26 protein-coding genes are annotated in these 23411 nt (G+C 37.4%); 19 read left to right on the forward strand and 7 right to left on the reverse strand.

The window, feature by feature from the left end:
* The first annotated feature begins 9 nt into the window (after positions 1-9).
* From thiT to ACH6EI_RS11735, 9 genes are all read left to right on the forward strand, one after another.
* The gene (gene thiT, locus ACH6EI_RS11695; RefSeq protein WP_099331372.1) at positions 10-618 is read left to right on the forward strand and encodes an energy-coupled thiamine transporter ThiT; all 609 of its coding nucleotides are present in this window, start codon (positions 10-12) and stop codon (positions 616-618) included.
* A 156-nt stretch (positions 619-774) separates the two neighbouring features.
* Entirely contained in the window at positions 775-2193 is a 1419-nt protein-coding gene (locus ACH6EI_RS11700) for an ethanolamine ammonia-lyase reactivating factor EutA (protein WP_099331054.1), read from the forward strand.
* 26 nt (positions 2194-2219) lie between these two features.
* Positions 2220-3590 (forward strand): ethanolamine ammonia-lyase subunit EutB, encoded by a 1371-nt coding sequence (locus ACH6EI_RS11705; RefSeq protein WP_108674741.1) that lies wholly within the window; start codon positions 2220-2222, stop codon positions 3588-3590.
* A 14-nt stretch (positions 3591-3604) separates the two neighbouring features.
* Positions 3605-4318, forward strand: a complete 714-nt coding sequence (eutC, locus tag ACH6EI_RS11710) for an ethanolamine ammonia-lyase subunit EutC (protein ID WP_098626582.1) — start codon at positions 3605-3607, stop codon at positions 4316-4318.
* A gap of 21 nt (positions 4319-4339) precedes the next feature.
* A complete protein-coding gene (gene eat, locus ACH6EI_RS11715; RefSeq protein ID WP_108674739.1) occupies positions 4340-5689 on the forward strand; it encodes an ethanolamine permease in 1350 nt (449 codons plus the stop codon).
* A gap of 142 nt (positions 5690-5831) precedes the next feature.
* Entirely contained in the window at positions 5832-6761 is a 930-nt protein-coding gene (locus ACH6EI_RS11720; protein WP_226313297.1) for a TcaA NTF2-like domain-containing protein, read from the forward strand.
* A gap of 47 nt (positions 6762-6808) precedes the next feature.
* Positions 6809-7999 carry a TcaA NTF2-like domain-containing protein gene (locus ACH6EI_RS11725; protein ID WP_099331050.1) on the forward strand — a complete coding sequence of 397 codons (1191 nt, stop codon included), beginning with the start codon at positions 6809-6811 and terminating at the stop codon, positions 7997-7999.
* A gap of 396 nt (positions 8000-8395) precedes the next feature.
* Complete coding sequence (locus ACH6EI_RS11730; protein WP_098999377.1) at positions 8396-9478, forward strand: tyrosine-type recombinase/integrase; 1083 nt, start codon at positions 8396-8398, stop codon at positions 9476-9478.
* A 141-nt stretch (positions 9479-9619) separates the two neighbouring features.
* On the forward strand, positions 9620-10054 hold the full coding sequence (locus tag ACH6EI_RS11735; protein ID WP_013083346.1) for a hypothetical protein: 435 nt from the start codon (positions 9620-9622) through the stop codon (positions 10052-10054).
* A gap of 36 nt (positions 10055-10090) precedes the next feature.
* On the opposite strand, the gene ACH6EI_RS11740 is transcribed toward ACH6EI_RS11735, so the two are convergent.
* Positions 10091-10543, reverse strand: a complete 453-nt coding sequence (locus ACH6EI_RS11740) for a MarR family winged helix-turn-helix transcriptional regulator (RefSeq protein WP_033579104.1) — start codon at positions 10541-10543, stop codon at positions 10091-10093.
* 198 nt (positions 10544-10741) lie between these two features.
* Between ACH6EI_RS11740 and ACH6EI_RS11745 the strand changes: the two genes are divergently transcribed.
* The 3 genes from ACH6EI_RS11745 (at position 10742) to ACH6EI_RS11755 (ending at position 12727) form a co-directional block, all read left to right on the forward strand.
* Entirely contained in the window at positions 10742-11530 is a 789-nt protein-coding gene (locus ACH6EI_RS11745) for an HAD family hydrolase (protein WP_098999376.1), read from the forward strand.
* A gap of 204 nt (positions 11531-11734) precedes the next feature.
* Positions 11735-12043 (forward strand): hypothetical protein, encoded by a 309-nt coding sequence (locus ACH6EI_RS11750; protein WP_223546629.1) that lies wholly within the window; start codon positions 11735-11737, stop codon positions 12041-12043.
* Positions 12044-12217: 174 nt separating this feature from the next.
* On the forward strand, positions 12218-12727 hold the full coding sequence (locus ACH6EI_RS11755) for a hypothetical protein (RefSeq protein WP_098999375.1): 510 nt from the start codon (positions 12218-12220) through the stop codon (positions 12725-12727).
* 93 nt (positions 12728-12820) lie between these two features.
* On the opposite strand, the gene ACH6EI_RS11760 is transcribed toward ACH6EI_RS11755, so the two are convergent.
* From ACH6EI_RS11760 to ACH6EI_RS11770, 3 genes are all read right to left on the reverse strand, one after another.
* Positions 12821-14101 carry an Nramp family divalent metal transporter gene (locus ACH6EI_RS11760; RefSeq protein WP_098113024.1) on the reverse strand — a complete coding sequence of 427 codons (1281 nt, stop codon included), beginning with the start codon at positions 14099-14101 and terminating at the stop codon, positions 12821-12823.
* 156 nt (positions 14102-14257) lie between these two features.
* A complete protein-coding gene (locus tag ACH6EI_RS11765) occupies positions 14258-15184 on the reverse strand; it encodes a PD-(D/E)XK nuclease family protein (protein WP_098999374.1) in 927 nt (308 codons plus the stop codon).
* A gap of 411 nt (positions 15185-15595) precedes the next feature.
* Entirely contained in the window at positions 15596-16090 is a 495-nt protein-coding gene (locus ACH6EI_RS11770) for a hypothetical protein (protein WP_014459914.1), read from the reverse strand.
* Positions 16091-16506: 416 nt separating this feature from the next.
* Here ACH6EI_RS11770 and ACH6EI_RS11775 point away from each other — a divergent pair, with 416 nt between their 5' ends.
* The gene (locus ACH6EI_RS11775) at positions 16507-17007 is read left to right on the forward strand and encodes a GNAT family N-acetyltransferase (RefSeq protein WP_098999373.1); all 501 of its coding nucleotides are present in this window, start codon (positions 16507-16509) and stop codon (positions 17005-17007) included.
* A 34-nt stretch (positions 17008-17041) separates the two neighbouring features.
* Here the strand turns inward: ACH6EI_RS11775 and uraH are convergent, their stop codons facing one another.
* From uraH to ACH6EI_RS11790, 3 genes are read right to left on the reverse strand one after another with little or no spacing between them, the layout of a single operon-like run.
* Positions 17042-17398: a hydroxyisourate hydrolase gene (gene uraH / locus ACH6EI_RS11780; protein ID WP_033579098.1), complete on the reverse strand. Its 357-nt coding sequence runs from the start codon at positions 17396-17398 to the stop codon at positions 17042-17044.
* Entirely contained in the window at positions 17395-17922 is a 528-nt protein-coding gene (gene uraD / locus ACH6EI_RS11785; RefSeq protein WP_098999372.1) for a 2-oxo-4-hydroxy-4-carboxy-5-ureidoimidazoline decarboxylase, read from the reverse strand. Before uraD ends, uraH begins: the two co-directional genes overlap by 4 nt.
* An 11-nt stretch (positions 17923-17933) precedes the next feature.
* Positions 17934-19256 (reverse strand): nucleobase:cation symporter-2 family protein, encoded by a 1323-nt coding sequence (locus ACH6EI_RS11790; protein WP_098999371.1) that lies wholly within the window; start codon positions 19254-19256, stop codon positions 17934-17936.
* Between the two features lie 269 nt (positions 19257-19525).
* Here ACH6EI_RS11790 and ACH6EI_RS11795 point away from each other — a divergent pair, with 269 nt between their 5' ends.
* The 6 genes from ACH6EI_RS11795 (at position 19526) to ACH6EI_RS11820 (ending at position 23347) form a co-directional block, all read left to right on the forward strand.
* Positions 19526-20113 carry a lysophospholipid acyltransferase family protein gene (locus ACH6EI_RS11795; RefSeq protein WP_098113020.1) on the forward strand — a complete coding sequence of 196 codons (588 nt, stop codon included), beginning with the start codon at positions 19526-19528 and terminating at the stop codon, positions 20111-20113.
* A gap of 20 nt (positions 20114-20133) precedes the next feature.
* On the forward strand, positions 20134-20619 hold the full coding sequence (locus ACH6EI_RS11800) for a hypothetical protein (RefSeq protein WP_098113019.1): 486 nt from the start codon (positions 20134-20136) through the stop codon (positions 20617-20619).
* Positions 20620-20838: 219 nt separating this feature from the next.
* The gene (locus ACH6EI_RS11805; RefSeq protein ID WP_098113018.1) at positions 20839-21912 is read left to right on the forward strand and encodes a branched-chain amino acid aminotransferase; all 1074 of its coding nucleotides are present in this window, start codon (positions 20839-20841) and stop codon (positions 21910-21912) included.
* Positions 21913-22137: 225 nt separating this feature from the next.
* The gene (locus ACH6EI_RS11810; protein ID WP_014459922.1) at positions 22138-22365 is read left to right on the forward strand and encodes a hypothetical protein; all 228 of its coding nucleotides are present in this window, start codon (positions 22138-22140) and stop codon (positions 22363-22365) included.
* 137 nt (positions 22366-22502) lie between these two features.
* Positions 22503-22784, forward strand: a complete 282-nt coding sequence (locus tag ACH6EI_RS11815) for a hypothetical protein (RefSeq protein ID WP_098113017.1) — start codon at positions 22503-22505, stop codon at positions 22782-22784.
* Between the two features lie 104 nt (positions 22785-22888).
* The gene (locus tag ACH6EI_RS11820) at positions 22889-23347 is read left to right on the forward strand and encodes a hypothetical protein (RefSeq protein WP_108674738.1); all 459 of its coding nucleotides are present in this window, start codon (positions 22889-22891) and stop codon (positions 23345-23347) included.
* Positions 23348-23411 lie beyond the last annotated feature (64 nt).

The raw sequence follows: 23411 nt of genomic DNA on the forward strand, positions 1-23411 counted from the left end.
CCGTTTGATATGAATGATTCAAAAACAGGAGTGAGAAACGTGAATAAAGCATTACCTTTACAGGCTAAAATTGAAATAGCTATTTTTGCAGCATTGGCTTTTTTGATTGATCTTTTACCTTCTATAAAAATTGCAATAGGTGTAAGCATTTCGTTCTCTATGGTTCCTATCTTTATTATGTGTTTTCGATGGGGAGTTAAAGGAGGAGCTTTATCTGGATTTCTATGGGGAATATTACAACTAGCTTTAGGAAATGCGTATATTTTAACCCCGTTGCAAGCTTTTATAGAGTATATTATCGCTGTTACCTTTATTGGATTTGGCGGGATTTTCTCTAGTTCTATTAAAGGATATTTAGCTAATAATCAAAGATCAAAAGCTTTCTTTTTTATTATCTTATCTTTAATTATAGGAAGTTTTGCTCGTTATTTTTGCCATTTTATTGCAGGTTTAATATTTTGGGGATTTGCTGCACCAAAAGGAATGCCTGTTCTATGGTATTCTTTCTCCATGAATGGGATTTCGATGATTGGGTCGTTGCTATCATGTCTAATTATCCTTTCACTGTTAATCCCATCGGCATCAAGAATGATTGTAACTAAATCACACTCATCATAAGAAAAAAGACTAAATCTGCCAAGATTTAGTCTTTTTTCTTATTTGTCACCTTTGTTTACACAAAAGTGTGTCAGGTTTGATAACATAGTTAGTGAAATATTCAAAAAACTGTTTTATGATAGTCAACATATTCAAACGAGATAAAGGATTGATCGTATGCTACAGAAATGGATCACGAGCATAGGTTTAGATATTGGAACAAGCACAACAAAACTGATTGTAAGCAAACTGTTAATAGCAAATCAACAAAATCAGTTTACGCTGCCAGGCTGTCAAATTATTGATCGTCGCGTAACGTATGCAAGTTCCATCTATACAACACCTATGGTAAACGAGGTGGAAATCGATGTTCGAAGGTTAACGCTATTACTAGAAAAAGAGTACAAAAAAGCAGGGATCTCCTTAGATCAAGTGGAGGCGGGTGCTGTGATCATCACAGGAGAAACGGCTCGGAAGCAAAATGCAGAGAGTATCGTTCACTATCTAGCTGAACACGCTGGGAATTTTGTTGTTGCAACAGCTGGTGCTGACTTAGAAGGAATGTTAGCGGCAAAAGGATCGGGAGCAATCGAACATTCTGCTGAAACCAATAAAGTGATTGCCAATATTGATGTAGGTGGAGGCACTGCTAACATCGCCTTATGTCAAAATGGAAAAGTGATTGAAACGTTTACCCTGCATGTAGGCGGAAGATTAATTCGACTAAACGAAGATGGTATTGTTACCTACGTTTCGTCTTATTTAACTGAATTTTTAAAAAATAATTCTCTGATGCTTCAAGAAGGCGAAAAAGCAACATTTGAAAAACTCTCGTCTATTTGCAAATTGCTAGCTAAAGAAACCGTGGATTATGTGAGCGCACTGAAGCAAACCTCTTTGCTGCTCGTTTCCCCTCATACAAGATCTTCTACTCGGCCAGAGACAATCATGGTCTCGGGAGGAGTAGGAGCCATGATAGAGAAGGAGAAACCAAAAACAGTGAAGGAAGTGGCCATACACGGAGACATTGGTCCGCTGCTAGCTTATCAGTTTCAAGCCATACAGGTATCTCAAGCCGCTGAAACAACGCGAGCCACTGTCATTGGAGCTGGTATGCAAAATACAGAAGTTAGCGGATCAACCGTATACATTAAATCAAAGCGGCTGCCGCTAAAAAATATTCCGATTATAGAGATACCCGTACAGCAAGAGGAGGAGTGGAATCCGCAGCTGTTTCAAGAAAGAGCTCGAACGGCATGTATGCAGGCTTCAACTGTTTTCAGCGCAGAAGATCCTCCCGTTGCTATTGCTTTATCTCATTTCCCTTACTGCAGCTATAGAATGCTGCAAGAATTAGCAAAAGTAATAAGCGCTGAATTTGGTGCTTGTTTTAAAGGAGCTAAGTGCCTCGTTGTTTTATGCGAGCAGGATATTGCTAAAGCTTTAGGACAAGCACTAGCCAAACAGGAGAACGAATTAGAAATTATTTGTTTAGATCAAATTGACTTTACCCACGGAGATTATATCGATCTAGGGTTACCCGTAGCTGGAGAGGCAATCTCTGTTTCGATTAAAACACTCGCTTTTTCATCATAATCAACTGAACATACAAGGAGGAAAAGATGTTTAAAACTACCCGGTTGTTAGGAGAAACATTTTCATTTTATAGCTTGAAAGAAATTATGGCCAAAGCAAACGAAGAACGTTCTGGAGATCAGCTCGCAGGAGTTAGCGCTGAGTCAATGAAAGAACGAATGGCAGCCAAACAAGTGCTAGCTGATATCACACTTGCTGATATTCGAAATTACCCGCTGCTAAGCGCAGATGAAGACAACGTCTCGGCATTAATCGAAAGTCAGATTGATTCATCGGTTTACGACATTATTAAAAATTGGACAGTAGGGGAGTTAAGAGAATACATCTTATCTGATGAGCATACCGGAGAAGACCTTCTTGCGCTTAGCAAGGGATTAAACAGCGAAATGATTGCGGCAGCTACTAAAATTATGTCCAATTTAGATTTAATTCAAGGAGCTGCCAAGATAGAAGTGCAAACTACTTGTCAAACGACTATCGGTCAAAAAGGCGTATTGGCTTCAAGAGCCCAGCCTAATCATCCTTCAGATAACTTAAAAGGAATGAGAGCATCTCTCTACGAAGCGTTAAGCTATGGAATTGGAGATGCGGTTATCGGAATTAACCCTGTTATTGATACAACGGATAATATCTACGCGCTTTTAAATGAAACAAAAAATATAATCAACGAATGGTCAATTCCTACTCAAAACTGTGTATTATCACATGTGACGAGTCAAATGAGAGCAATCGAAAAAGGAGCAGCTGCTGACTTGATTTTCCAAAGTTTAGCAGGCACAGAAGCTGGTAATGATTCATTTGGGATTTCACTGTCTATGCTCGATGAAGCGACAGCGTTAATTCATGAAAAAGGGACAGCAAAAGGTCCGAACCGCTGGTATTTTGAAACAGGACAAGGTTCTGAACTGTCAGCAGAAGCCCACTATAATATTGATCAAGTAACGCTCGAAGCTAGATGCTACGGCTTAGCTCGCCACTACAAGCCTTTCTTAGTTAACACGGTTGTTGGATTTATTGGACCTGAATATTTATATAACAGCAAACAAGTTCTAAGGGCTGGGTTAGAAGATCACTTTATGGGAAAAATGCACGGCTTGCCTATGGGAGTAGACGTATGTTACACCAACCACATGGATGCTGATCAAAACGATATGGATAATTTAAGTATGCTTCTAGGAACAGCTGGGGTGCACTTTGTAATAGGAGTGCCCATGGCTGATGACTGCATGCTAAACTATCAGTCTCTTAGTTATCATGATATCGCAACCGTGCGCAATGTACTTGGCCGTACCCCAACGCCGTTATTTCAAAAATGGCTTGAAGATCAGCGTATTATGGAAAACGGACGCTTCACATCAAGAGCTGGAGACCCAACTATTTTTATGAATTTGATTTAAGGAAGGTGCTTACTATGATACCAAAGTCAAATCGCGATCCGCTTGAAACACTTAAACAATTTACCCCTGCCCGCATAGGTGTTGGTCGTACGGGAACAAGGCCGCTAACAAAAGACGTTTTATCTTTTCGCACAGATCATGCCGCAGCCGTAGACTCTGTATACGGCTCAGTTTCAGAAGATATTCTATCTGAGTTTAACCTTTTTTCTGTGAATACACGCGCGGAGTCAAAAGAACATTATTTAAAACGGCCGGATCAAGGGAGGTTATTAGCAGATGACGCTAAGAAAGAGATTTTAAAAAACTGCGTGCCACAGCCTGATGTACAAGTAGTGGTATCAGATGGACTGAGCGCTAAGGCAATTGAAGAAAACATGAGCGACGTGTATCCTGCTTTAATTGATTCACTGGAGTCATATGGACTTCGTATCGGGACTTCGTTTTTTGTAAAAGGAGGACGAGTTGCATGTATGGATGAAATTGGTGAAATCATAAAGCCAAAAGCACTTGTGCTATTGATTGGAGAGCGACCTGGGCTGGTCAGTGCTGAATCCATGAGTGCTTACATGTGCTATGAACCTAGCAAAGGCAAAAAAGAGTCTGATCGTATGGTTATTTCTAATATTCATAAAAGAGGAACGCCTCCTATTGAGGCAGCCGCACATATCGGTACCATGATTGACAAAATGATTAAGCAGCAAACAAGCGGTGTACATCTTATTGTCTAAACATCAAAAGGAGGAGAACGTATGGCGTTACAAAAACAATTAAAACCTATTCATTTATGGGCTATTTCAGTTGGTATGGTTATTTCAGGACAATACTTTGGGTGGAACTACGGGTTTGAACAAGGCGGGATTATCGGACTTGCAATTGCAACCTTAATTGTAACGGTGTTTTACACAACGTTTATGTTCAGCTATGCAGAGCTTTCAACATCTATCCCGCAAGCTGGTGGACCTTCAGCTTATGCAAGAAGAGCACTTGGACCTTTTGGCGGATATATCGCCGGAATTGCATGCTTGCTTGAATTTATTTTTGCTCCTCCTGCTATTGCGGTATCAACAGGAGCATACCTGCACTTTCTTATCCCAGCCTTTAACCCTGTATATGCAACGGTAGGTGCCTTTATTTTCTTTGTTTTACTAAATTTAATCGGGGTAAAAGAAGTAGCGGTGATTGAGCTTACAGCTACCATTGTTGCACTAATTGGTTTATCTATTTTTTATGTAGCTGGTTTGCCTCATGTACAAACATCAAATATTTTCAACGATCATTCATTTATTAACGGGCCAACAGGGGTACTAGCGGCTATTCCATTCGCTGTTTGGTTCTATCTTGCAATAGAAGGCGGAGCAATGGCAGCGGAAGAAGTGGAAAACCCTAAGAAAAACATTCCTAAAGGATTTATTGGAGCGATTATTACTCTTGCAACCGCAACGTTGTTTACACTATTTGTAACAGCAGGACTTGGCGGAGGAAGCGGAAAGCTAGCTGATTATCCACTTCCACAGGCACTGTCTTCTGTATACGGAAACGGCATTTCAACCGTTGTTGCTATTATCGGGCTATTCGGATTGATTGCTAGTTTAAATGGAATCATCATGGGATTTTCAAGACAAACCTATGCGCTTGCACGAGATGGTTACTTCCCTAAATTTCTTGCTAAAACGAATAAAAAAGGAGTTCCTGTCGGTGGTTTGTTGATTCCGGGAGCAATCGGTGTGATTTGTGCAGGATCTGCCACGTTTGCCAATGCCCTTATTATCTTATCTGTATTCGGAGCAATGATGATGTACTGCATCAGTTTAGTTTCTCTTTTTATTTTACGCAAAAAAGAACCTAACTTGTCTCGTCCTTTTAAAGTAAATTACCCGGTAGTGCCAAGCATTGCCTTAGTATTAGGGATTCTGTGCTTATACAGCATTATAAAATACAGTGTGCTTACAACAAGTTTAATGTTGTTTGGCGTTTCTCTACCTTTAATGTATGTGATTCTTGGAATTTTCCTTCTTTCAATTATTTACTATGTCTTTTATGGTTCTAGACAGCTCAAAAAAGAAGGAGCCAATTCGTATCAAGAAGCATCAATTAAATAGGAAAAAAACGGCTCGCTGTAAAGGCAAGCCGTTTTTCTTGTGAAATTAAAGGGTTGAGCGTTTTTTTGTAGAATGATATACTAGGTCTGTTTGTTGGAAGAATATACATACATTTATATTAGATAAAGAAGGGGCAATTATGATGAACAAACGTAATACAATCATTATCACGGTTGTTTCATCTATTCTGTTATCAGCCTGTCAGCAAGAAGAGACAATAAAAGACGGAAATACCATGATAGTAGAAAAAGATGCAAAAAAAGTACTAAATGAACCAAAAACACAGGTAGAAAGCATTCAATCGATTGATTTAGATAAAGAAGCAATAACCGGAAAATTTATTACAGCGTGGATGACTGATTACTTTTCAGCGTTTGGAAAAGCAGTTGATCAAAACTCCTTTGATGATCTAAAAGCTTTTTTGAAAACAGACAGTTCTTTTTATAAAGAGCAGAACCTTCTTGTTGAAAATTTCACACGCCAAGGCATCGAGCAGAAGAAGCAAACGTTTCATATTGTCAATTGGTATGAAGAACCTAACCATGTGTTCAAAATACAAACCCACGAAGAAAGCTTATTAAAGCAGCCGGGTAAAGATCCTTATACTAAAATTTGTGACCGCCTTTATACAGCCGTTTATCAAAACGATACGTTAAAGTTATCCAGTGTAGAACCATTTGACTTTTCATCTAAACCAAATGCAAGCACTGAAACTCCCACTACACAAACAACAGATTTACACGACTACGATGGAAAATGGACCACTGGCAATGATAACGGATCTCCTATCATTCAATTTCTTGCTACATCCAACTCGGAAGCAACGATTAAAATAAATTCGTACCAGCCACCTAGCAAAATCCGCGTGTCAACCGTTGAACAAAAAAATATTCGCTTTGAAAATAACCAAGCAGCCATTGAATATGAAAATGATGGACAAGGAAATAAAGGAACAATTGTCATTACGCTCAAAGAAAATTCGATTTCATTACTTGCTAAAACAGATCAAAATAAAAAGGCAAAGTGGGGAATTCCAAGCGGTGATTACGTGCTCGATACGTTTGAGAATTAAAGATCATTTTTAAAACAGACTAAATTCGGCATTGAGGAGGACACCTTATGCATAAAAAATGGACGATTGCATTCGTTCTACTGCTGCTAATGGTTTTGACAGCCTGTGAAGAAAAAGAAACAGTTAAGTTATCCAAACCAACCGAACCTTCCTCAGATGAAGTGATCCCAAAAGATCAAGCTAAGTCCTCTCTTCCACCTGATCTTGTATCAGAAAAAAAAGCAGAAAAAACTGCGGTTGAGACGATGAACAAAATTTCAAGTACCTATAAAGAATTGGGTGAAGAGTATGAATGGGAAAATGAATCTAACCCTGCTGAGTATGAAACATTAAAAAAAGCGCTAACGCCATATGCGACATCGTCTTTAATTGCAACAAAGTTAAAAAGTATCTCTACTAACTATTACTGCAAAGAATGTAATATGAGCTTTTTTCCTGATGTAACTCACCTTATTCGCTTTGAACTTATTAACAACCACGCTGGACAATTTTCAGTATCAGCCATTGAGCCAATTAGTAAAGAAGGAAGCGGCGGCCTGACCATTTACATGAATTTTAAATACGTTAATAAGCACTGGAAGTTAAATGAATGGGATGAAGTTACCTATCATCAAAAATACCTGAACATTACGGCCGATGAATATATCGAATACGTAAAGTCAATTAATCCTTCGAGTGATATTTCATACCAAGGTGAAACCACTCGTACAAATGAAAAAGGGGAAAAGGAAGAAATTTTGATTTTTAAAGAGAACAATAAAAAATATGCCATCAGCAAAATCAGCTCTCAGCGAATCGACGATTTTACCGAAGGTGAAAAAGAAAAAGAAGAGAAGGATGAAAAAGATTTTAATTTTAAAAACATCCAAAAGGTTGATCAAGAAACAGCAGATATTTTTATTGAACATTATTTGCAAGATTTAACAAAGTCCATTAACACGAATAAATTTGAACACGTACAGCCTTATATCCAGCGGGATAGTGTTTTATGGAATGATCAAAAGCAACTTGTGAAAATGCTGTATGAAAGAGACATTCGAGAAGAACTCGTTGATTATTCGGTATTAGACGTGGAATCTGTGAGTGAAGAAGAGGACGAAGCGGTCTATACAATCCAAACGAAAGAAGTCATTTCCATTACAACGAACGGTCAAAGTCAAGAAAAAGAGTATTACCGAACGTATACCGTTTCTTACAGCAACAAACAGCTGCACCTGACTAAAATTGAATCACTTTAAAAAACATCACGCCAAGCGTGATGTTTTTATTTGTAAAGAGGCTCCTTTGAGGACGTCAATCTAATTTACTGATTATCCAAAGTCAGTACCGCTTAAACTTCTAATAGTGTTCTACTGTATAACACAAATAGAATCCTTTAGTTAACTAACGCAAGATAACTCTTCCTTATCAAGCGTTCATATGATAAAGTAGAGTAATAAGCAGAAAATAGAATTTATTTTACATATAATGGATGTTTTTATTAAAATCTTTAAAAAACGGCTTTCTAAATTGAGTTTTGAGAGGTTTTTGAAAAATTTTAATGGTATTTGTTGCAGTTTGATAAAAACTCGTTATATACCATTTTGGATCATTTAAAAGGTATTCATTTATTTGTGGTAATTAGGAGGGTTGAAATGGAAGAATTTGAATTATCGCCTGCGGAAAATTCGTTTCGCCAGCTAAAAGAGCAGTGGGAAGAGGCAGAGCTGTTAGATGAAGATAACAACTTGAATTTAAAGCACGTTTCAGATGAAGAATTTATTCAGCTCTTTTTTTCAATGCGTATTATCAAAAAATCACTTTCTCCTCATACGATCAGATCTTACAATCAAGACATGAAAACGATTCTGTCTTTTTTTTATGAACGAGAGATTACATTAAAATCGATTGGATTTATGGAAGTCAAATTATTTAATGAAGAAATGATGAATCAATATGCCAATCGCACCGCTGCAAGAAAACTAGAATTTTTTAGAAGAATGCTAGAGTTTGGACACGCTACTCATTTTTATCCTTCGCTGTATACGACGTGGATTGAAAAACCATCTATCGCAAAAGGACATTACAGTGATAAGGAAAAACAAAATCGTACCGAATACCGAGAGCTAACCGATCGCGAAGCACAGGTAATTGTAAATGCGTTAGAATCCGTCGTGCGCATTCGCCAGCATGAAAAGGAATTTAAAGCGCGCAACCGCTTAATGGGAATGCTTTTGTATATGAGTGGAATGCGTTCAAGTGAACTGCTAAGTTTAAATTGGGGAAGCTTCCGCGAAGACCGCCGCGGAAATTTGGTTGTAGATGTGATTGGTAAAGGAAAAAAAGAACGCACTATTCCCGTGTTTGATGATGTGAAAGAAACACTTTTCACTTATCGGCAAGCGTTAAACGAAAGCACCGAACTAAGTCCTTTTGACACTGAACCGCTTTTTTACTCTATTAAAGAGTATTATCGTACCGGCGAAAAGAAGCGATTATCCTATACAACATTGTATCGAACGATTAAGTCAGCTGTTTATAAAGTAAAAGGAAACGCGTCTATTTCTCCTCATTGGTTTCGTCATACCTTTATTACAAACAGTTTAGCTAATGACGTTCCGCTTGCGGTTGTGAAACAAGTAGTGGGGCATTCTTCTATTGCTACAACGAACGTTTATCTTGAAAAACTTCAAGAGGATACGGTATACGACGCGTTTCGAAAGTCGGGCTATCGCTAATTACTTATAATATTTTTATGTAAACTAAAAAATATATATTTTCATTTTTACTGCTCATGCGTATGAAATAAGTTGTATAAATGAATAAGTTACTTTTCCTACAATATAATGGTAGAAAGTCGATAAAGGAGGGAGCTACCTATGACGGCTAAACATCCGCTTCACTACCATTTCGGAGAAGTAACGGAGCTTTTTCATTACATATACGAAGTTTGTGAAACAGCAGGTATTTATATTGACTGGAGCGGAACAGCCCAAACCGTTCAGCTATATCGAAGTAAAGAATCTTTTTTATCCGGAGAACGCTACATCGGAGCGATTCAATATGAAGGGAGCAATCAGTTTCAAAAAAGATGGCCTTCTACCGTCAGTTTGAGATTTCGACGTGCAAACTTGTCGTTTATTTTAAAATATTGTTTAGAACAAATTGAAGACTACCGCAAAGACACAAATAAAGAACCCTTCATTAATCCAAATGCAGAATCCATCGCGTTTAAATTCACCTCTTTAACAGATGAAACCAAACAAGTGATTTCAAAAATTAAAGAAGTATTATGTATTGCCAACTACGTATAAAACCCCGCAGAATGTTACCTGTGGGGTTTTGGGTATTTAACGCAGGTTTTCTGCGTCTTGAAGCAATTGTTCGGCGCGGAATTCAAGTTTTTGTAAAGTGTCGGTATAAATCTTTACCTGCTGCTCGTTTAGCTGAGACGTTAATTCGGAAAATACCTGTTCTACAGCAGGCGTCACTTCTGTTTTTAAACGCAGGCCGTCTTCTGTTATTTGAATAAAAAACGAGCGGCGATCTTCTGGATTTCTAACACGCTGAATCCAATTTTGTTTTTCTAGTAAATCTAAAATTTTAGTCAGCGTCGCTTGATCTTTATCTGCTCGCTCAGCTAATTGCTTCTGTGTACTATATTCAGCTTCTGATACGCGCTTTAAAACGGTCCACTGTTCTGGCGTAATCCCAAAAGGACGTAAGTGTGCGGCAACGACTCTGCTTAAGCGCTTACTTGTACGAACGGTGGGAATGCCGAATATTTCTTCTAACGATTCCATATAAAACCTCCTGCATATATACCTGCTGTGATTATATCAGCTGTTTTTATTTCTGTAAATTTGTTTGTAAAGGTGATCCTTTATAAAAATAAATTTACACAATAAATTGCAAATACACTAGACTTATTGTGTGTATCCTTGTAATCTAGTGTAAGAATAGTTAAACTTTTTCAAAAACAGTAGGGGGTACACACATCCATGATTAAAGCGGTTTTTTTCGACCTAGATGACACGCTACTTTGGGATCAAAAAAGCGTAAAAGAAGCATTCGTTGCAACATGTACATATGCAAGTGAAAAATATAATCTAAAACCTGAAGAACTAGAAGAAGCGGTGCGTAAGGAAGCAAGAGAATTATATGCTTCGTATGAAACCTATGAATTTACGCAAATGATTGGCATTAATCCATTTGAAGGGTTATGGGGAAATTTTTTAGACGATCATGATGAATTCCGCAAAATGAAAGATATTGTTCCTACTTATCGCAAAGAAGCTTGGACTCGAGGCCTTCGTGCTCTAGGAATTCACGACGATGCTTTTGGAGCGGAATTAGCTGAACGTTTTCCTTTAGAGCGCCGCAAAACACCGTTTGTATACGAAGAAACGTTTGAAGTGCTTGATCAATTAAAAGGAAAGTACAAGCTGCTGCTGTTAACAAACGGTTCACCTGACTTACAAAATACCAAATTAGATATTACATCAGAACTAGTTCCATATTTTGATGAGATTGTGATTTCAGGGGCATTTGGCCAGGGTAAGCCTGATCCATCTATTTTCGACCATGCTTTATCACTTATGGATTTAAAGAAAGATGAAGCGATCATGGTTGGAGATAATTTAATGACAGATATACTGGGTTCTTCTCGCGTTGGAATGAAATCTGTATGGATTAATCGTCACGATAAAGAGCGAAATGAAGTCATTCCTACTTATGAAATTACCCATTTAAGTGAACTGCATTCAATTTTAGATGAACTAAATTCGTAATACGAACAAACAAAAAGAGGCGTAAATCGTCTCTTTTTTTGTTGTAAAAACAAGAACAAAAGTCTCTGAAAGTCCTATATCCGTTCCAAATCTCACTGACTTCAGTCACTTTTTCTTCTTCCTGCATAGTAAACCAATCTTATCCTCGATTCCCAGATAAATACCATGTAGCATAGTATATAGACTAGTCATTGGAGGAATAACATGAAGAAAATAGTTACCAGAAGCCTTGTAGCGGCTGTTTTGTTCACAAGTCTCGCCGCTTGTGAAGACAAACAAGGCGATACGCACGTCACTTACAAAAACCCTCAACCTAAACATGCCCCTGGAGCAGACACCATTTCAGCAACAGATGAAACGATGGCGCCTGTAAGCAGGGTAGCGACAGAAGATGAAACCGATGATCGATTAGCGTTTGGCGAACAATCAAAACACGGTCAATATTATGTTTCACAACGGATGCACAATTTTATCCTGTTAAAGGAGCTAAACAAGAGTATTAATTACATATAGAAAAAACGCCTGTCTTTTGTTTTATAGAAAAAGAAAGTAGACATTAAACGTGTTAATGTAGTCAATTTTAAAAAGAACGTGTATCATTGTAAGTGCTGGTAACAAAAGTTGGACATAAAATGTGGATAAAAAGTTACGAGAAAGGAAAAGGTGCGTACATCACGTTAAAGACATATGAATCATAAACATACAAAAACAAATACTGAATTCAGTAATAAAAAAATAAACATGCATTTAAATAGAAAACTATCAGCGGCTATCATAGCTGCCTTTCTTTTTGCTTTGCTTTTTTGTTTTATACCAGGGATAAAAGAGTCAATTCCCAATTTTACTATAAAGAAAAACAGTTCGCATTTCAGCGAATTATTTCCTTTATACCTTTTATTTTTTACACCCTTCTTTTTAATAATGGGGACGTTAGGCACGGTTATCGTTGATTTATTAGTCAGTGCTTTTGTAAAAGACCGTAGTAAAAAAATTGATTTTATCATGTCATTCATATTTCACGCCATTTTTGGGTTATTAATGTTTGAATTCGGAATGTTGGGCGTCATTCTTATTTTTATTGTGGATCGCCTTCTTTCAATCCGTAAAGAAAACTATTCTTATTTATATCCACTGGGTTGCTTAGTACTGTCGGCCATTATTGGAACTCTCGTCTACTTCATTTTTACTATCGTTTAATAAAAAAATAATAAAAAAGAGACCCAATTGTTAGACTATATCTAACTTTTCAGGGTCTCTTTTTTGTTTTTTCTTGAAAGTTTGATTTATTTACTATGCTAACGTTTGATAAATCAAAAAGATATTTAAACAAATGACTAATGCAGCTATCACCCAAGCTACAGTAGTTGTTGCTTTATGATTAACCAACCCGCCCATGATTTTTTTATTACTTGTAAACATGATAAGAGGTACAAGCGCAAATGCAATTCCGAACGATAAAATAACTTGACTGACAACTAGTGCACTTGTTGGATTTACGCCAAGTCCGATAATCAAAAGCGGCGGAATAATTGTAATGAAACGACGAAGATATAAAGGAATTCTGCGTTTAATAAATCCTTGCATGATGACATCTCCAGACATTGTTCCGACCGAAGAACTTGAAAGTCCTGAAGATAATAATCCAACACCGAACGCAATAGCTGCAAAAGGACCAATTAAATGTTCAAATTGTGTAAAAGCCACGTCCAAATCTTGCACGTTTAGTCCGTTTTTAAAGAATAGAGCGGCTGCGACAATCAGCATGCTTGCATTAATTGCACCAGCGATAATCATGGCAATCACAATATCGATAAATTCAAAGCGGAAAATCGCTTTTTTCTCCGATTCTGTAGTTCCTACCACGCGGCGCTGCGTAAGAGCTGAGTGCAAATAAATCGCGTGCGGCATAACTGTAGCACCTAAAATCCCAGAAGCTAACAGCACGCTGTCTGTCCCGTGAAACTGAGGGACAAATAAGCCCTGGACAACACTTGCGCCGTCTGGATGCGCAAGAAACATTTGAGTCCCAAAAGCTAATACCACAATAAAAACCATTGCCGCAATCGCTGCTTCTAGCAGTCGAACACCTCGTCTTTGTAACTCTAAAATAGCAAAAGAACCTACCGCTGCGATGAGTGCAGCTGGGAACAAAGGAATATGAAATAATAAATAAATTCCAAGAGCAGCCCCAATAAATTCTGCTAAATCCGTCGCCATAATGACTAATTCCCCTTGGATCCAAAGCCCAAAAGAAACGAAGGACGGGAAGTGTTCCTGTGCTATCTCGGGTAAATTCAAGCCTGTTGCAATACCTAATTTAGCTGATAACGATTGAATTAAGACAGCCATTAAGTTAGAAATTAATACAACCCAAAGCAACATGTATCCGTATTGAGAGCCTGCTGCGATGTTAGTAGCAAAATTACCTGGGTCAATATAAGCAACCGCTGCGATAAAGGCAGGCCCTAAGAAAGGTAATAATCGCTTAATTCCTTTTGTTTTACCCGACAATACGTCTTGAGCACTTAGCTGCATAGCTGATAATGCTTTACTGCCGTTTTGATCTTTCATGTCTAGTGCTCCTTTCTTTGATGAACAATAAATAGCCCAAGCTAATTTTTTTATATGAAGTATAAAATGTTTCCTTAATGCAAATTATATGCTAGTAAAGGTTCTTTTGACAATAAAAAAGTTTAGCAAAAAATATAAATCATCTTCAGCTGTTTTTTATCCCGTTTGGCACAATTCTTTAAATGCACACCCGTGACAGGAGGCAGGCGTATCTGCTTTAGGAAAATGCTCAAGCGGAAGAGGCTGATTTACCTCTGAGTCTTCCAAAAAAGTTTTCATATAATCAATGCTTGTATCAACTTGCCGAAGAACAGCTTCAATTTCGTGAAGGGTAAGCTGATACGTACGCGAACTGCCCGAAAGCAAGTATTCGTTTCGGACTTTTATCCCATCAACGGAAATATTGTATTCGGCTAGCACGTAGAGGGCGTATATCGCCAGTTGAAACAAATCATCTTTTGTTTGTTTACTCGTTTTCCAATCAACAATCGTAAATTCTTCTGTATTTGTATGCTTAAAAAGAGAATGGAAGGGAGCATATACTTTATGATCATACACATTTATAGAACGAAATGACTGATGAGACTCTACTTCTAAAGGTAAAGATACCATGTCGCAAAACGATTTACTTTGCAAAAAGTGATGTATACAAATTTGTACCCGTGTGTGCATGTCTTTAAGATCTTTTTTAGAAATATAGCCATTTTCGTAGAATTCTAAAAGCATTTTATACTGAGCGGGCTTATGATACCAAAGCTCTCCGTAGTCAGTAGAGTCACGCAGTGCGTTATTTAGTAGCTGCTGCACTTTCTTCACTAAATTTTGTTCATCCGGGACAAGCTGTGTAGATGTATAGTCAGAAATGGCTTCTGTAATCACTTGACGGACGGCTTGTCCTGCGTACATAGATAAAGTAGAAACCTTTTTTAAACGATAAGCGCTTTGAGACTGTGCAGAAGCGCTGTCGAGCCATCCGTTGTGTGAGACATAATAATGATATGCATACTTTCGTTTGCACTGTGTGATCATTTTATGCCTAGAGTACGACCATGAAAATTCAGGGAAATCAGTGATTTGAAACAAGCTATTCACATCCTTTTTCAAAAACTGCGCATAGGTTGGTCTATTAGTGTATTCGAATAAGGGATAAAATAGACTAAAAATGGAGAGATTGAATAGCTACGCATGCATATTATTTTGTGGATTCTTGCGAAATATGTATAAATAGAAAAAACTATTTAAAAATTGATTGCTTTTTTCTATGGCGGATGTTATATTAATAAAGCGATGAGCTAATTTGTGTAAGTCGAAGGACATGCTTTCGAGCTAAACGTGTGAATGTGGTCACACGGTCCCCGCCACAAACGCATCAAAGACGTCCTGCGTGGACGTCTTTTTCATTTTATAAAAAAGAGAGCATATTGCTCTCTTTTTTTGTGATAACTTTTTGATCCCTTCTATAATTTCTGCCCCTTTTACTTACTGCAACCAAACTTACTGTATTTGCACATTTGCCGCATATTGCATGGTTCCTCTTGTAGAGTTAATCACGATATCTACAACGTAAAAACCTTGATTTTTAGGAATCTTAAATTCATTATTTTTGACAAACAGCTTGGTTTTTTCGCCGTTATTTTTCCATATATGCACGTTCACGCCGCGAATATAAGCGCCGTCTAGGTTGGAAAAATGGAGCTTAACTGATTGCTGCTGCTTCAATGGTATGCTTTTTTGCTGCGATATGTATGTATATAAATCATATACATTTATTTCTTTTTTTGTTGTTGAACGGCCGTTTGACCAGTTAATAGAACCTTTGTGAAGGTGATAGGTATGTTCGTTGACCGCAAGCGCAGCTTCAGGTTTGTTTTGATCGTATTCTTCCTCTAGAAAGAAAGCACTGTTCTTAAGTAAAAGTAAGAAGAACACCATAACAGCCCCTAGACCGCTTAAGACATATACACCACATTTTGCGGGTTGTACTTTCATAATAATTTCCTTTCACAGACCAATAATTAAGGAGGATAGGTACATAAAATTTCCACTTTTTCTATTCTAAACGATTATAAATAAAATTACATTTATTGCTTTCTTTCTTCACAAAAAACAGGATAATAGTCATGTGTTTTCTATAAAAGGTCTCCTTAGATCCAATTCAAACCCATATAAAAGGAAGATAAATGGAAATTAAAAGAGGGAATCTAAAAAATTTACAGAAGTTGATAAGTGATTTAAAATTATACAGAGGAAAAAAGGATTTCAAAAAAAGGGAGATTAGTAGGTTTTTCGTTCTACTGCAGCTACTTAAAAAGCCGTATTTTTCGTAAGAAACTGTAAAGCTATATTTTATAAAGGTGAACCAATACATATACAAACAAAAGGGACACACAAAAAGGGGGATCAGCATGCAAATTAGAGAACTAGAATTACATGATGCTGCAAACTTTGTAGATTTGCTTAAACAGATTGAAGAAGAAAGTAAGTTTATGCTGTTCGAAAGCGGAGAGCGAAAGCTGAGTACGGATCAGCAGGAGAAAAACATCGAAATCTTTAAGCAACAGCCAAACTCTACGATTATTGTAGCAGAAGAAAGCGAGATGCTTGTGGGATATATAGCTGCAACAGGGGGTGAAGCTAACCGAAACGCTCACATCGCTGCTCTGACATTAGGTATTAGAAAAACGTTTCAAAATCAAGGGATTGGTACGGCTTTATTCGCTGCGCTTGAGGAATGGGCAAGAGAACACCATATTCACCGTCTTGAGCTCACAGTCGCTGTACAGCATGAAAAGGCTCTTTCTTTATATGATAAAGTAGGATTCGAAATTGAAGGAACGAAAAAACATTCCCTGCGAATTGGCGGTTTGTTTATTGATGAGTACTATATGTCTAAATTGCTGAATTAAAAAGAAACGACGTTTAAAGACGCCGTTTCTTTTTTTAGCTTCCTCTATAAATTTGGTATCCCCACGGTGATACAAGCAAAGGGATGTGATAATGTTCTTGTTCAGAAGACAATCCGACTCGAACAGAAACTTGATTTAAAAAGGGCGGATTTGTTGTTTGGACTTCTTGTTTTTTATAGTATTCCCCAATATGGAACAAAAGTTCATAATCTCCTGATTCAAACGCTTCAGAAGAGAAGAGCGGGTTTGCTAATCTTCCGTCTTCATTTGTAGTACCATGAGAAAGCTTTATTCGTTTACTTTCTGACTGGATGTGATAGAAATCAACTTTGACGAAAGCAGCCGGACATCCGTGAGTGAGGTCTAAAATATGCGTTGTAATTTTAGTCATGCTCGTTTCTTTGTCTCCTTATCTTCAGTAATTTTATCAGTTAAACGAAAGAAAGCAATTTTATATACTTCTTCTAACGCTGTAGCAAACTCTATTTTCTCGGTATTTAGTAAACGACTTTGCATTGCCTCGTAAATATCTTCTTTTTGTTTACCTCGTACTGCCAAAATAAAAGGGAAAGGAAACTTTTCCATATACATTCCATTAAGAGAAGAAAACTGTTCATACTCATTTTGTGTTAAGTTTTGTAAGCCTGCTTTTGTTTGTTCTTCAGTAGAAGCAGATGTCATAGCGATATTTTCACCTAGATTTGGATGAGCTTTCAGCAACTTAAGCTGTTTTTCTACAGATGCTTGCGCTACAATTTCTTTCATCTTTCCGTGAAGTTGTTCAACGGACGAGAAAGGGCGCTTAGAATAAGCCTCTTCTGCAACCCAAGGTGAATGTTCAAATATATCACCAACTAATGAGACAAAATGCTGCTTGCTAAGCTGATTTACATACTGCACGGATACGTTATTCATACTACACCTCTTTATTTTATTTCCGAATAATCTGTCTTCTCTAAAGAGACAGAAGGTACTTTTCGTTCAATTGATGCGTTAAAAAAGAGATTTAATAAAATGGCAGCCAAGCTTCCCGTAATAACTCCATCACTTACAATTACGCGCAAAGCACTTGGGAGCTGAGCGAATAAATCAGGTACCACCGTTACACCAAGGCCAAGTGAAAGAGAGCACGCAATAATCAGCAAATTTTCTTGTTTGGCCAAATCGACAGCACTTAGCATTTTGATGCCTGATGAAATAACTAAACCGAACAACACGACCATTGCTCCTCCTAAAACAGGGGTGGGAATAATGGTTGTAAAAGCAGCTATTTTCGGAACAAGCCCCAGTAATACGAGAATGAAGCCGGCTACTACCACTACATTTTTTGTTTTTACTTTCGATAATTGAACCAGTCCTACATTCTGAGCGAATGTATTGTAAGGAAAAGCATTAAATAGCCCTCCAAGAACAATGGCGATTCCTTCGGCGCGGTAGCCTTTTGTAAAATCTTTTTCAGTTAATTCCCGATCACACAGTTTTCCTAACGCTAAAAATACGCCTGTAGACTCAATAATAATGACCAAGCATACGAGAATCATCGTTAAAATCGGTCCAATTTCAAAAGTGGGCATCCCAAAATAAAAAGGAGTGGGAATGTGCAGCCAAGAAGCTTCATTAAAGTTAGTGAAATTAACTTTTCCCATTAATACAGCGGCTATTGTTCCGGCTACAATTCCAATCAACACAGAAAGAGAACGAAGGAAACCGCTGAAAAATCGATTTAAAATTAAAATAAGCGCTAGAACACCAAAAGATAGAAGAAGATTAGAAAGAGAACCAAAATCTTTGCTTCCTACTCCTCCTGCCATATTTCGGACAGCGGATGGTACAAGTGATAAACCAATCATCGTCACAACCGTTCCTGTGACAACTGGAGGAAAAAATTTAATAATTTTGCCTAAAAAACTTGCTGCCAGTACGATGAAAATACCACCGGCAATAATCGCTCCGTAAACAGCGCTAATTCCATATTGAGTTCCAATCGCAATCATAGGAGTCACCGCTACAAATGAACTTCCAAGTACAACAGGAAGACCAATCCCAAACCACCTGTTCGTCCAAGCCTGCAGCAGCGTAGCTAGTCCGCAGGTCAGTAAATCAATGGCTACGAGATAGGCTAAGTCATGTGTATTTAAATTTAATGCGCGTCCTACCATCAGCGGAACGAGAATGGCACCCGCATACATAGCGAGTACGTGCTGTAATCCTAATGAAGCTAGTCGAAACGGCCGATTTTGGTTATTCACCTAAAAACCTCCTTTAATTATATCACATGTAATGTTAATAAATATTACATTTAGAATGATACATTAATAGTAAAATGTTTTTTAAGGGATGTCATTAGTCAAGTTGACCAAAAACAGAGGTTTCAATATCTACTTTTTTACAATATATAGAGAAGTAGGTAAGCTATCGTGTAAAAAGATGTTACATTTAGTTTTCAGTACCAGATATTAATATCAAGTGATATAATTTTGTATATATTTTCAAATAATAGAGGGAAGAGGAAATGTTTATGTATAATCTTGCGGCTCACGCATGTAAATTTTTATTAAAAAGAAGAGGCAAGCTTTACATAAGGAATAAAGAGTCTTTACCAACAGACACAGGTTTTGTGATCGCTTGTTCGCATAAGGGATGGGTAGACGTTGTAGCGCTTGGTGCGGCTATTTTGCCTCACCAAATTCATTTTATGGCAAAAAAGGAGCTTTTTAATCATATACTCACTAGTAATGTATTAAAAAAACTTAACGCATTCCCAGTAGATCGTAACAACCCGGGACCCAGCAGCATTAAAACACCTATTAAATTAGCAAAAGAAGGACATATCGTCGGGATTTTCCCTAGCGGCACGCGAACAGAGGAAGACGTTCCCTTAAAAAGAGGAGCAGTCACTATAGCGAGCATGGCAAAGGTTCCTATTGTACCCGCAGTTTACAAAGGACCCGCAAATGTAAAAGAGATATTTTCAAAGGAGCCCGTTGTCATTTCCTTTGGGAAGCCCATCTACCTTGCTGAAGGAAAGCTGACAAAAGATCGGCTCGCCGACGTGTCAAATCACTTAATAGCTTCAATTCGTACGTTAGAGGAAACAGAAACATAACTTCATAGCGGAGGTGCATCATGAAGGATTGGGTACAGAGAAAGCTAAACGATGTGATTAGTGATGATGTGCAGGCAAAAATGAAAGAAAAGATGGCTGAAAGCGGTGTAACCGTTCCTATATCCGCTTCTATGCTCATGCGGATTTTTCAAAAGCAAATGACAAAGCAAGATCAAATTCAGCAATTTTCTATTTCATTTCAAGACTCCTATATTCACGTGAATGGAATTATTAAAAAATTTCTGGTGAGAATTCCATTTTCTATTGTGCTAGAACCTCTTGAAGCCAAAGAACGTACGCTTGTATTCAAAATCCATGAAATGAAACCTCTTAATCAAAATTGGATCAACTATCGAATTTTTCATAAGCCGCCTGTTACTACGTATGAAGAAAAACAAATTCATATCAACCTCAATGAAATTGATAAAGTGAAAGTCATTCCAGTAGGGAAAATCAAACATTTTTCAATACAGGATGAAAAGCTTCGAGTGAAAATTGGTTTATAAATGGTTGTAAATAAAATGTAGAAATAATTTTTTTAGAAAGAAAACCTTTTCAATTCAGCACTTAATTCGATTAGGTGCTATTTCTTTATAATTTTTATAAAATTTTTAGAATTTTTCGTCTCTAACTATTGTGACACGCTTCCCTAAAGTTGTACAATGTAACTTATATAGAGGTTTAAGCGAAAAACCCGTAAATATAAAGAGCAAGGAGAAACAACTATGACAACTTATTCAATCGATGTAACACTAAGTCAAACAAAAAAAGAAAAGCCGCAATCTGATCAATTGCAATTCGGGAAAATCTTCACGGACCATATGTTCATTATGGATTATACAGAAGGCCAAGGATGGCACGATGCTCGTATTGTACCTTATCAACCTATCACATTAGATCCGGCATCCATGATCTTTCATTACGGGCAGTCTGTTTTTGAAGGACTAAAAGCATATGTAACAAAAAAAGAGCAAGTATTATTATTTAGACCAGATGAGAATTTCAAACGTTTAAATAAATCAAACGATCGTCTTTGTATTCCTCATGTTGACGAAGACTTAGCGCTAGAAGCGTTAAAACAGCTGATTAAAATTGACCGCGAATGGATTCCTACTGCTGAAGGTACATCACTATACATTCGTCCATTTGTCATCGCGACAGAGCCTTACTTAGGAGTAGCGCCATCTGACCGCTACCAATTTATCATTATTCTATCTCCAGTTGGCTCATATTATAAAGAAGGGATTGCTCCTGTAAAAATTGCGGTTGAAAGCGAATTTGTTCGTGCTGTAGCCGGAGGGACAGGGACAGCTAAAACAGGCGGAAACTATGCTTCAAGCTTAAAAGCTCAGCAGCTTTCTGACTCAAAAGGCTATTCACAAGTACTGTGGTTAGACGGCGTTGAACGCAAGTACATTGAAGAAGTAGGAAGCATGAATATTTTCTTCAAAATCGATGGAGAAGTAGTAACGCCATCTGTGAACGGAAGCATTTTGGAAGGAATTACGCGTAAATCCATCATTGAACTGCTAAAACACTGGAATATGCCTGTAACTGAGCGCCGTATTTCTATGGAAGAAATTAAGCAAGCTTATTCAGAAGGCAAACTAGAAGAGGCATTTGGAACAGGTACAGCTGCAGTTATTTCTCCAATTGGCGAACTATTTTGGAATAACGAGAAAATGGTCATCAACGGTGGAAACACGGGAGAAGTATCACAAAAACTGTATGACACTCTAACAGGTATTCAAAATGGTACAGTGGAAGATCCATTCGGCTGGGCAGTGGAAGTGGAATAAATTTCGATAATCGAACATCTTTTTACGTAAAAGAAGCGGGAGCTGTCCCGCTTCTTTTTTTTGTTTGTTGCCGAATAGTCCAAAAGAAACAAATTATATTTTGAATATTTAGAACTATTTATATACTTTTATTGTAAAATAAAATATAATTATCCTTATAAAAGCAAGACTTTGTCTTTATTAGAATTGGCCGCGTTACTTATTCGTTATAAGGGGGAGAACAAAATGCTTTTTTTATCACATGATGAAAAAATTAAACAGCTGGCTTCACATTTAGCTGAACGACTCGAAAGAGAATTAAACCAAGAAACTTCAGATGAACAAATGCACGTGCTCATCGGCTACTTATTTGCTTCTCATTTAATCGAGCACCGTCCTACGGGTTATTACGTAAGGTCTCAATACCCTGAGCAGCTAAAAGATTTATATGAAACTTTACACGTCCACCAATAAATTATCTCTTCCTCTTTTGTCCTATATCGTGTAGAATTTTAGAAAATATATGATTTTCTAGTTGATGGCAGAGCTAGGACATAGCGTGGTGTGGCATTTACCTTTAAATGATTAAGTAATGGCTTTAGAGGTGAATAATGTTAGCGCAGATCAAAGAAATGAGTTTAGATAAAAATCGTCGTAATCCACATTACCGCGTATTGTTGCAGTGTCCAGACGGGAGTGAACTATTCATTCACTTTAATTATACATACCGATCAAAAACATATTGGTCAAGAGATGTATATCACAACAATGTTCATAAAAAATCTCAGCTTGCTTGGTATACCCAAAGCGTAGAGGAAATGACTGCTCAGCAGTTTCTTGAAGAGCTAGGAGCTATAGTAAATGAACATTTCAACTTTACACTGCGACGATAACCAAGAAAAGCACCCTTTAACAAGGGTGCTTTTCTTGGTTATTTTACATAAATAAGGACAGAATAATATATATTCTCTTTTTGAAAGTGAAAGGTGGAAAGCTCATGGCGCAAATCGTAATGTGGGTGCTTTTTATCGGTCCTTGGCTATTGCTTTTTGCAGTTGATAAAGAGCGAGTAAAGCGGTATATGGCTGTATCGCTATTCGGAGTGGTATTGTTAACGGTGGTTTTTCAAATTGCAGATCGCTTTAACTGGTGGGAAGTCAATGAAACTCTTTTTTTCTTTGTTAATATGACGCCTTTTCCTTTTGGCATATTTATAATAGGAACGCTTTTTATTTTTTATTTTACCTATCCTGGCTTTTGGATGTTTATGATTATCAATGCAGCGTTCGATTTATTTCAGGCATTTATCATGAGTCCTACCTTTGAAAAACTAGACATTTATACACTGAAGGGAATGAATCATTTTTTATTATTTGTACTAATGATGGTTATTGCTGTTCTACTTTTTCTTTATCAAAAGTGGCAAGATACTGCGTTTAAGTTATCTATCAAGTGATAGAGAGACAGGTTGTGTTTTATCGTTAACTTTTATATAATGAACGTATAAAACCCTCTATTTA

It is taken from the genome of Priestia sp. JSM ZJ58, assembly GCF_044383985.1.
In the GTDB taxonomy this organism is placed as follows: Bacteria; Bacillota; Bacilli; order Bacillales; family Bacillaceae_H; genus Priestia; species Priestia zanthoxyli.

Coding starts and splice junctions, on each gene's coding strand:
- ACH6EI_RS11770 (WP_014459914.1), bottom strand. CDS start 16,090: ATGAAAGTACAACCCGCAAAATGTGGTGTATATGTCTTAAGCGGTCTA.
- ACH6EI_RS11745 (WP_098999376.1), top strand. CDS start 10,742: ATGATTAAAGCGGTTTTTTTCGACCTAGATGACACGCTACTTTGGGAT.
- ACH6EI_RS11725 (WP_099331050.1), top strand. CDS start 6,809: ATGCATAAAAAATGGACGATTGCATTCGTTCTACTGCTGCTAATGGTT.
- ACH6EI_RS11800 (WP_098113019.1), top strand. CDS start 20,134: ATGAAGGATTGGGTACAGAGAAAGCTAAACGATGTGATTAGTGATGAT.
- ACH6EI_RS11750 (WP_223546629.1), top strand. CDS start 11,735: ATGAAGAAAATAGTTACCAGAAGCCTTGTAGCGGCTGTTTTGTTCACA.
- ACH6EI_RS11820 (WP_108674738.1), top strand. CDS start 22,889: ATGGCGCAAATCGTAATGTGGGTGCTTTTTATCGGTCCTTGGCTATTG.
- eutC (WP_098626582.1), top strand. CDS start 3,605: ATGATACCAAAGTCAAATCGCGATCCGCTTGAAACACTTAAACAATTT.
- ACH6EI_RS11740 (WP_033579104.1), bottom strand. CDS start 10,543: ATGGAATCGTTAGAAGAAATATTCGGCATTCCCACCGTTCGTACAAGT.
- ACH6EI_RS11805 (WP_098113018.1), top strand. CDS start 20,839: ATGACAACTTATTCAATCGATGTAACACTAAGTCAAACAAAAAAAGAA.
- ACH6EI_RS11700 (WP_099331054.1), top strand. CDS start 775: ATGCTACAGAAATGGATCACGAGCATAGGTTTAGATATTGGAACAAGC.
- uraH (WP_033579098.1), bottom strand. CDS start 17,398: ATGACTAAAATTACAACGCATATTTTAGACCTCACTCACGGATGTCCG.
- ACH6EI_RS11720 (WP_226313297.1), top strand. CDS start 5,832: ATGAACAAACGTAATACAATCATTATCACGGTTGTTTCATCTATTCTG.
- ACH6EI_RS11760 (WP_098113024.1), bottom strand. CDS start 14,101: ATGAAAGATCAAAACGGCAGTAAAGCATTATCAGCTATGCAGCTAAGT.
- ACH6EI_RS11730 (WP_098999377.1), top strand. CDS start 8,396: ATGGAAGAATTTGAATTATCGCCTGCGGAAAATTCGTTTCGCCAGCTA.
- ACH6EI_RS11775 (WP_098999373.1), top strand. CDS start 16,507: ATGCAAATTAGAGAACTAGAATTACATGATGCTGCAAACTTTGTAGAT.
- uraD (WP_098999372.1), bottom strand. CDS start 17,922: ATGAATAACGTATCCGTGCAGTATGTAAATCAGCTTAGCAAGCAGCAT.
- ACH6EI_RS11755 (WP_098999375.1), top strand. CDS start 12,218: ATGAATCATAAACATACAAAAACAAATACTGAATTCAGTAATAAAAAA.
- ACH6EI_RS11735 (WP_013083346.1), top strand. CDS start 9,620: ATGACGGCTAAACATCCGCTTCACTACCATTTCGGAGAAGTAACGGAG.
- eat (WP_108674739.1), top strand. CDS start 4,340: ATGGCGTTACAAAAACAATTAAAACCTATTCATTTATGGGCTATTTCA.
- ACH6EI_RS11815 (WP_098113017.1), top strand. CDS start 22,503: ATGTTAGCGCAGATCAAAGAAATGAGTTTAGATAAAAATCGTCGTAAT.
- thiT (WP_099331372.1), top strand. CDS start 10: ATGAATGATTCAAAAACAGGAGTGAGAAACGTGAATAAAGCATTACCT.
- ACH6EI_RS11810 (WP_014459922.1), top strand. CDS start 22,138: ATGCTTTTTTTATCACATGATGAAAAAATTAAACAGCTGGCTTCACAT.
- ACH6EI_RS11795 (WP_098113020.1), top strand. CDS start 19,526: ATGTATAATCTTGCGGCTCACGCATGTAAATTTTTATTAAAAAGAAGA.
- ACH6EI_RS11705 (WP_108674741.1), top strand. CDS start 2,220: ATGTTTAAAACTACCCGGTTGTTAGGAGAAACATTTTCATTTTATAGC.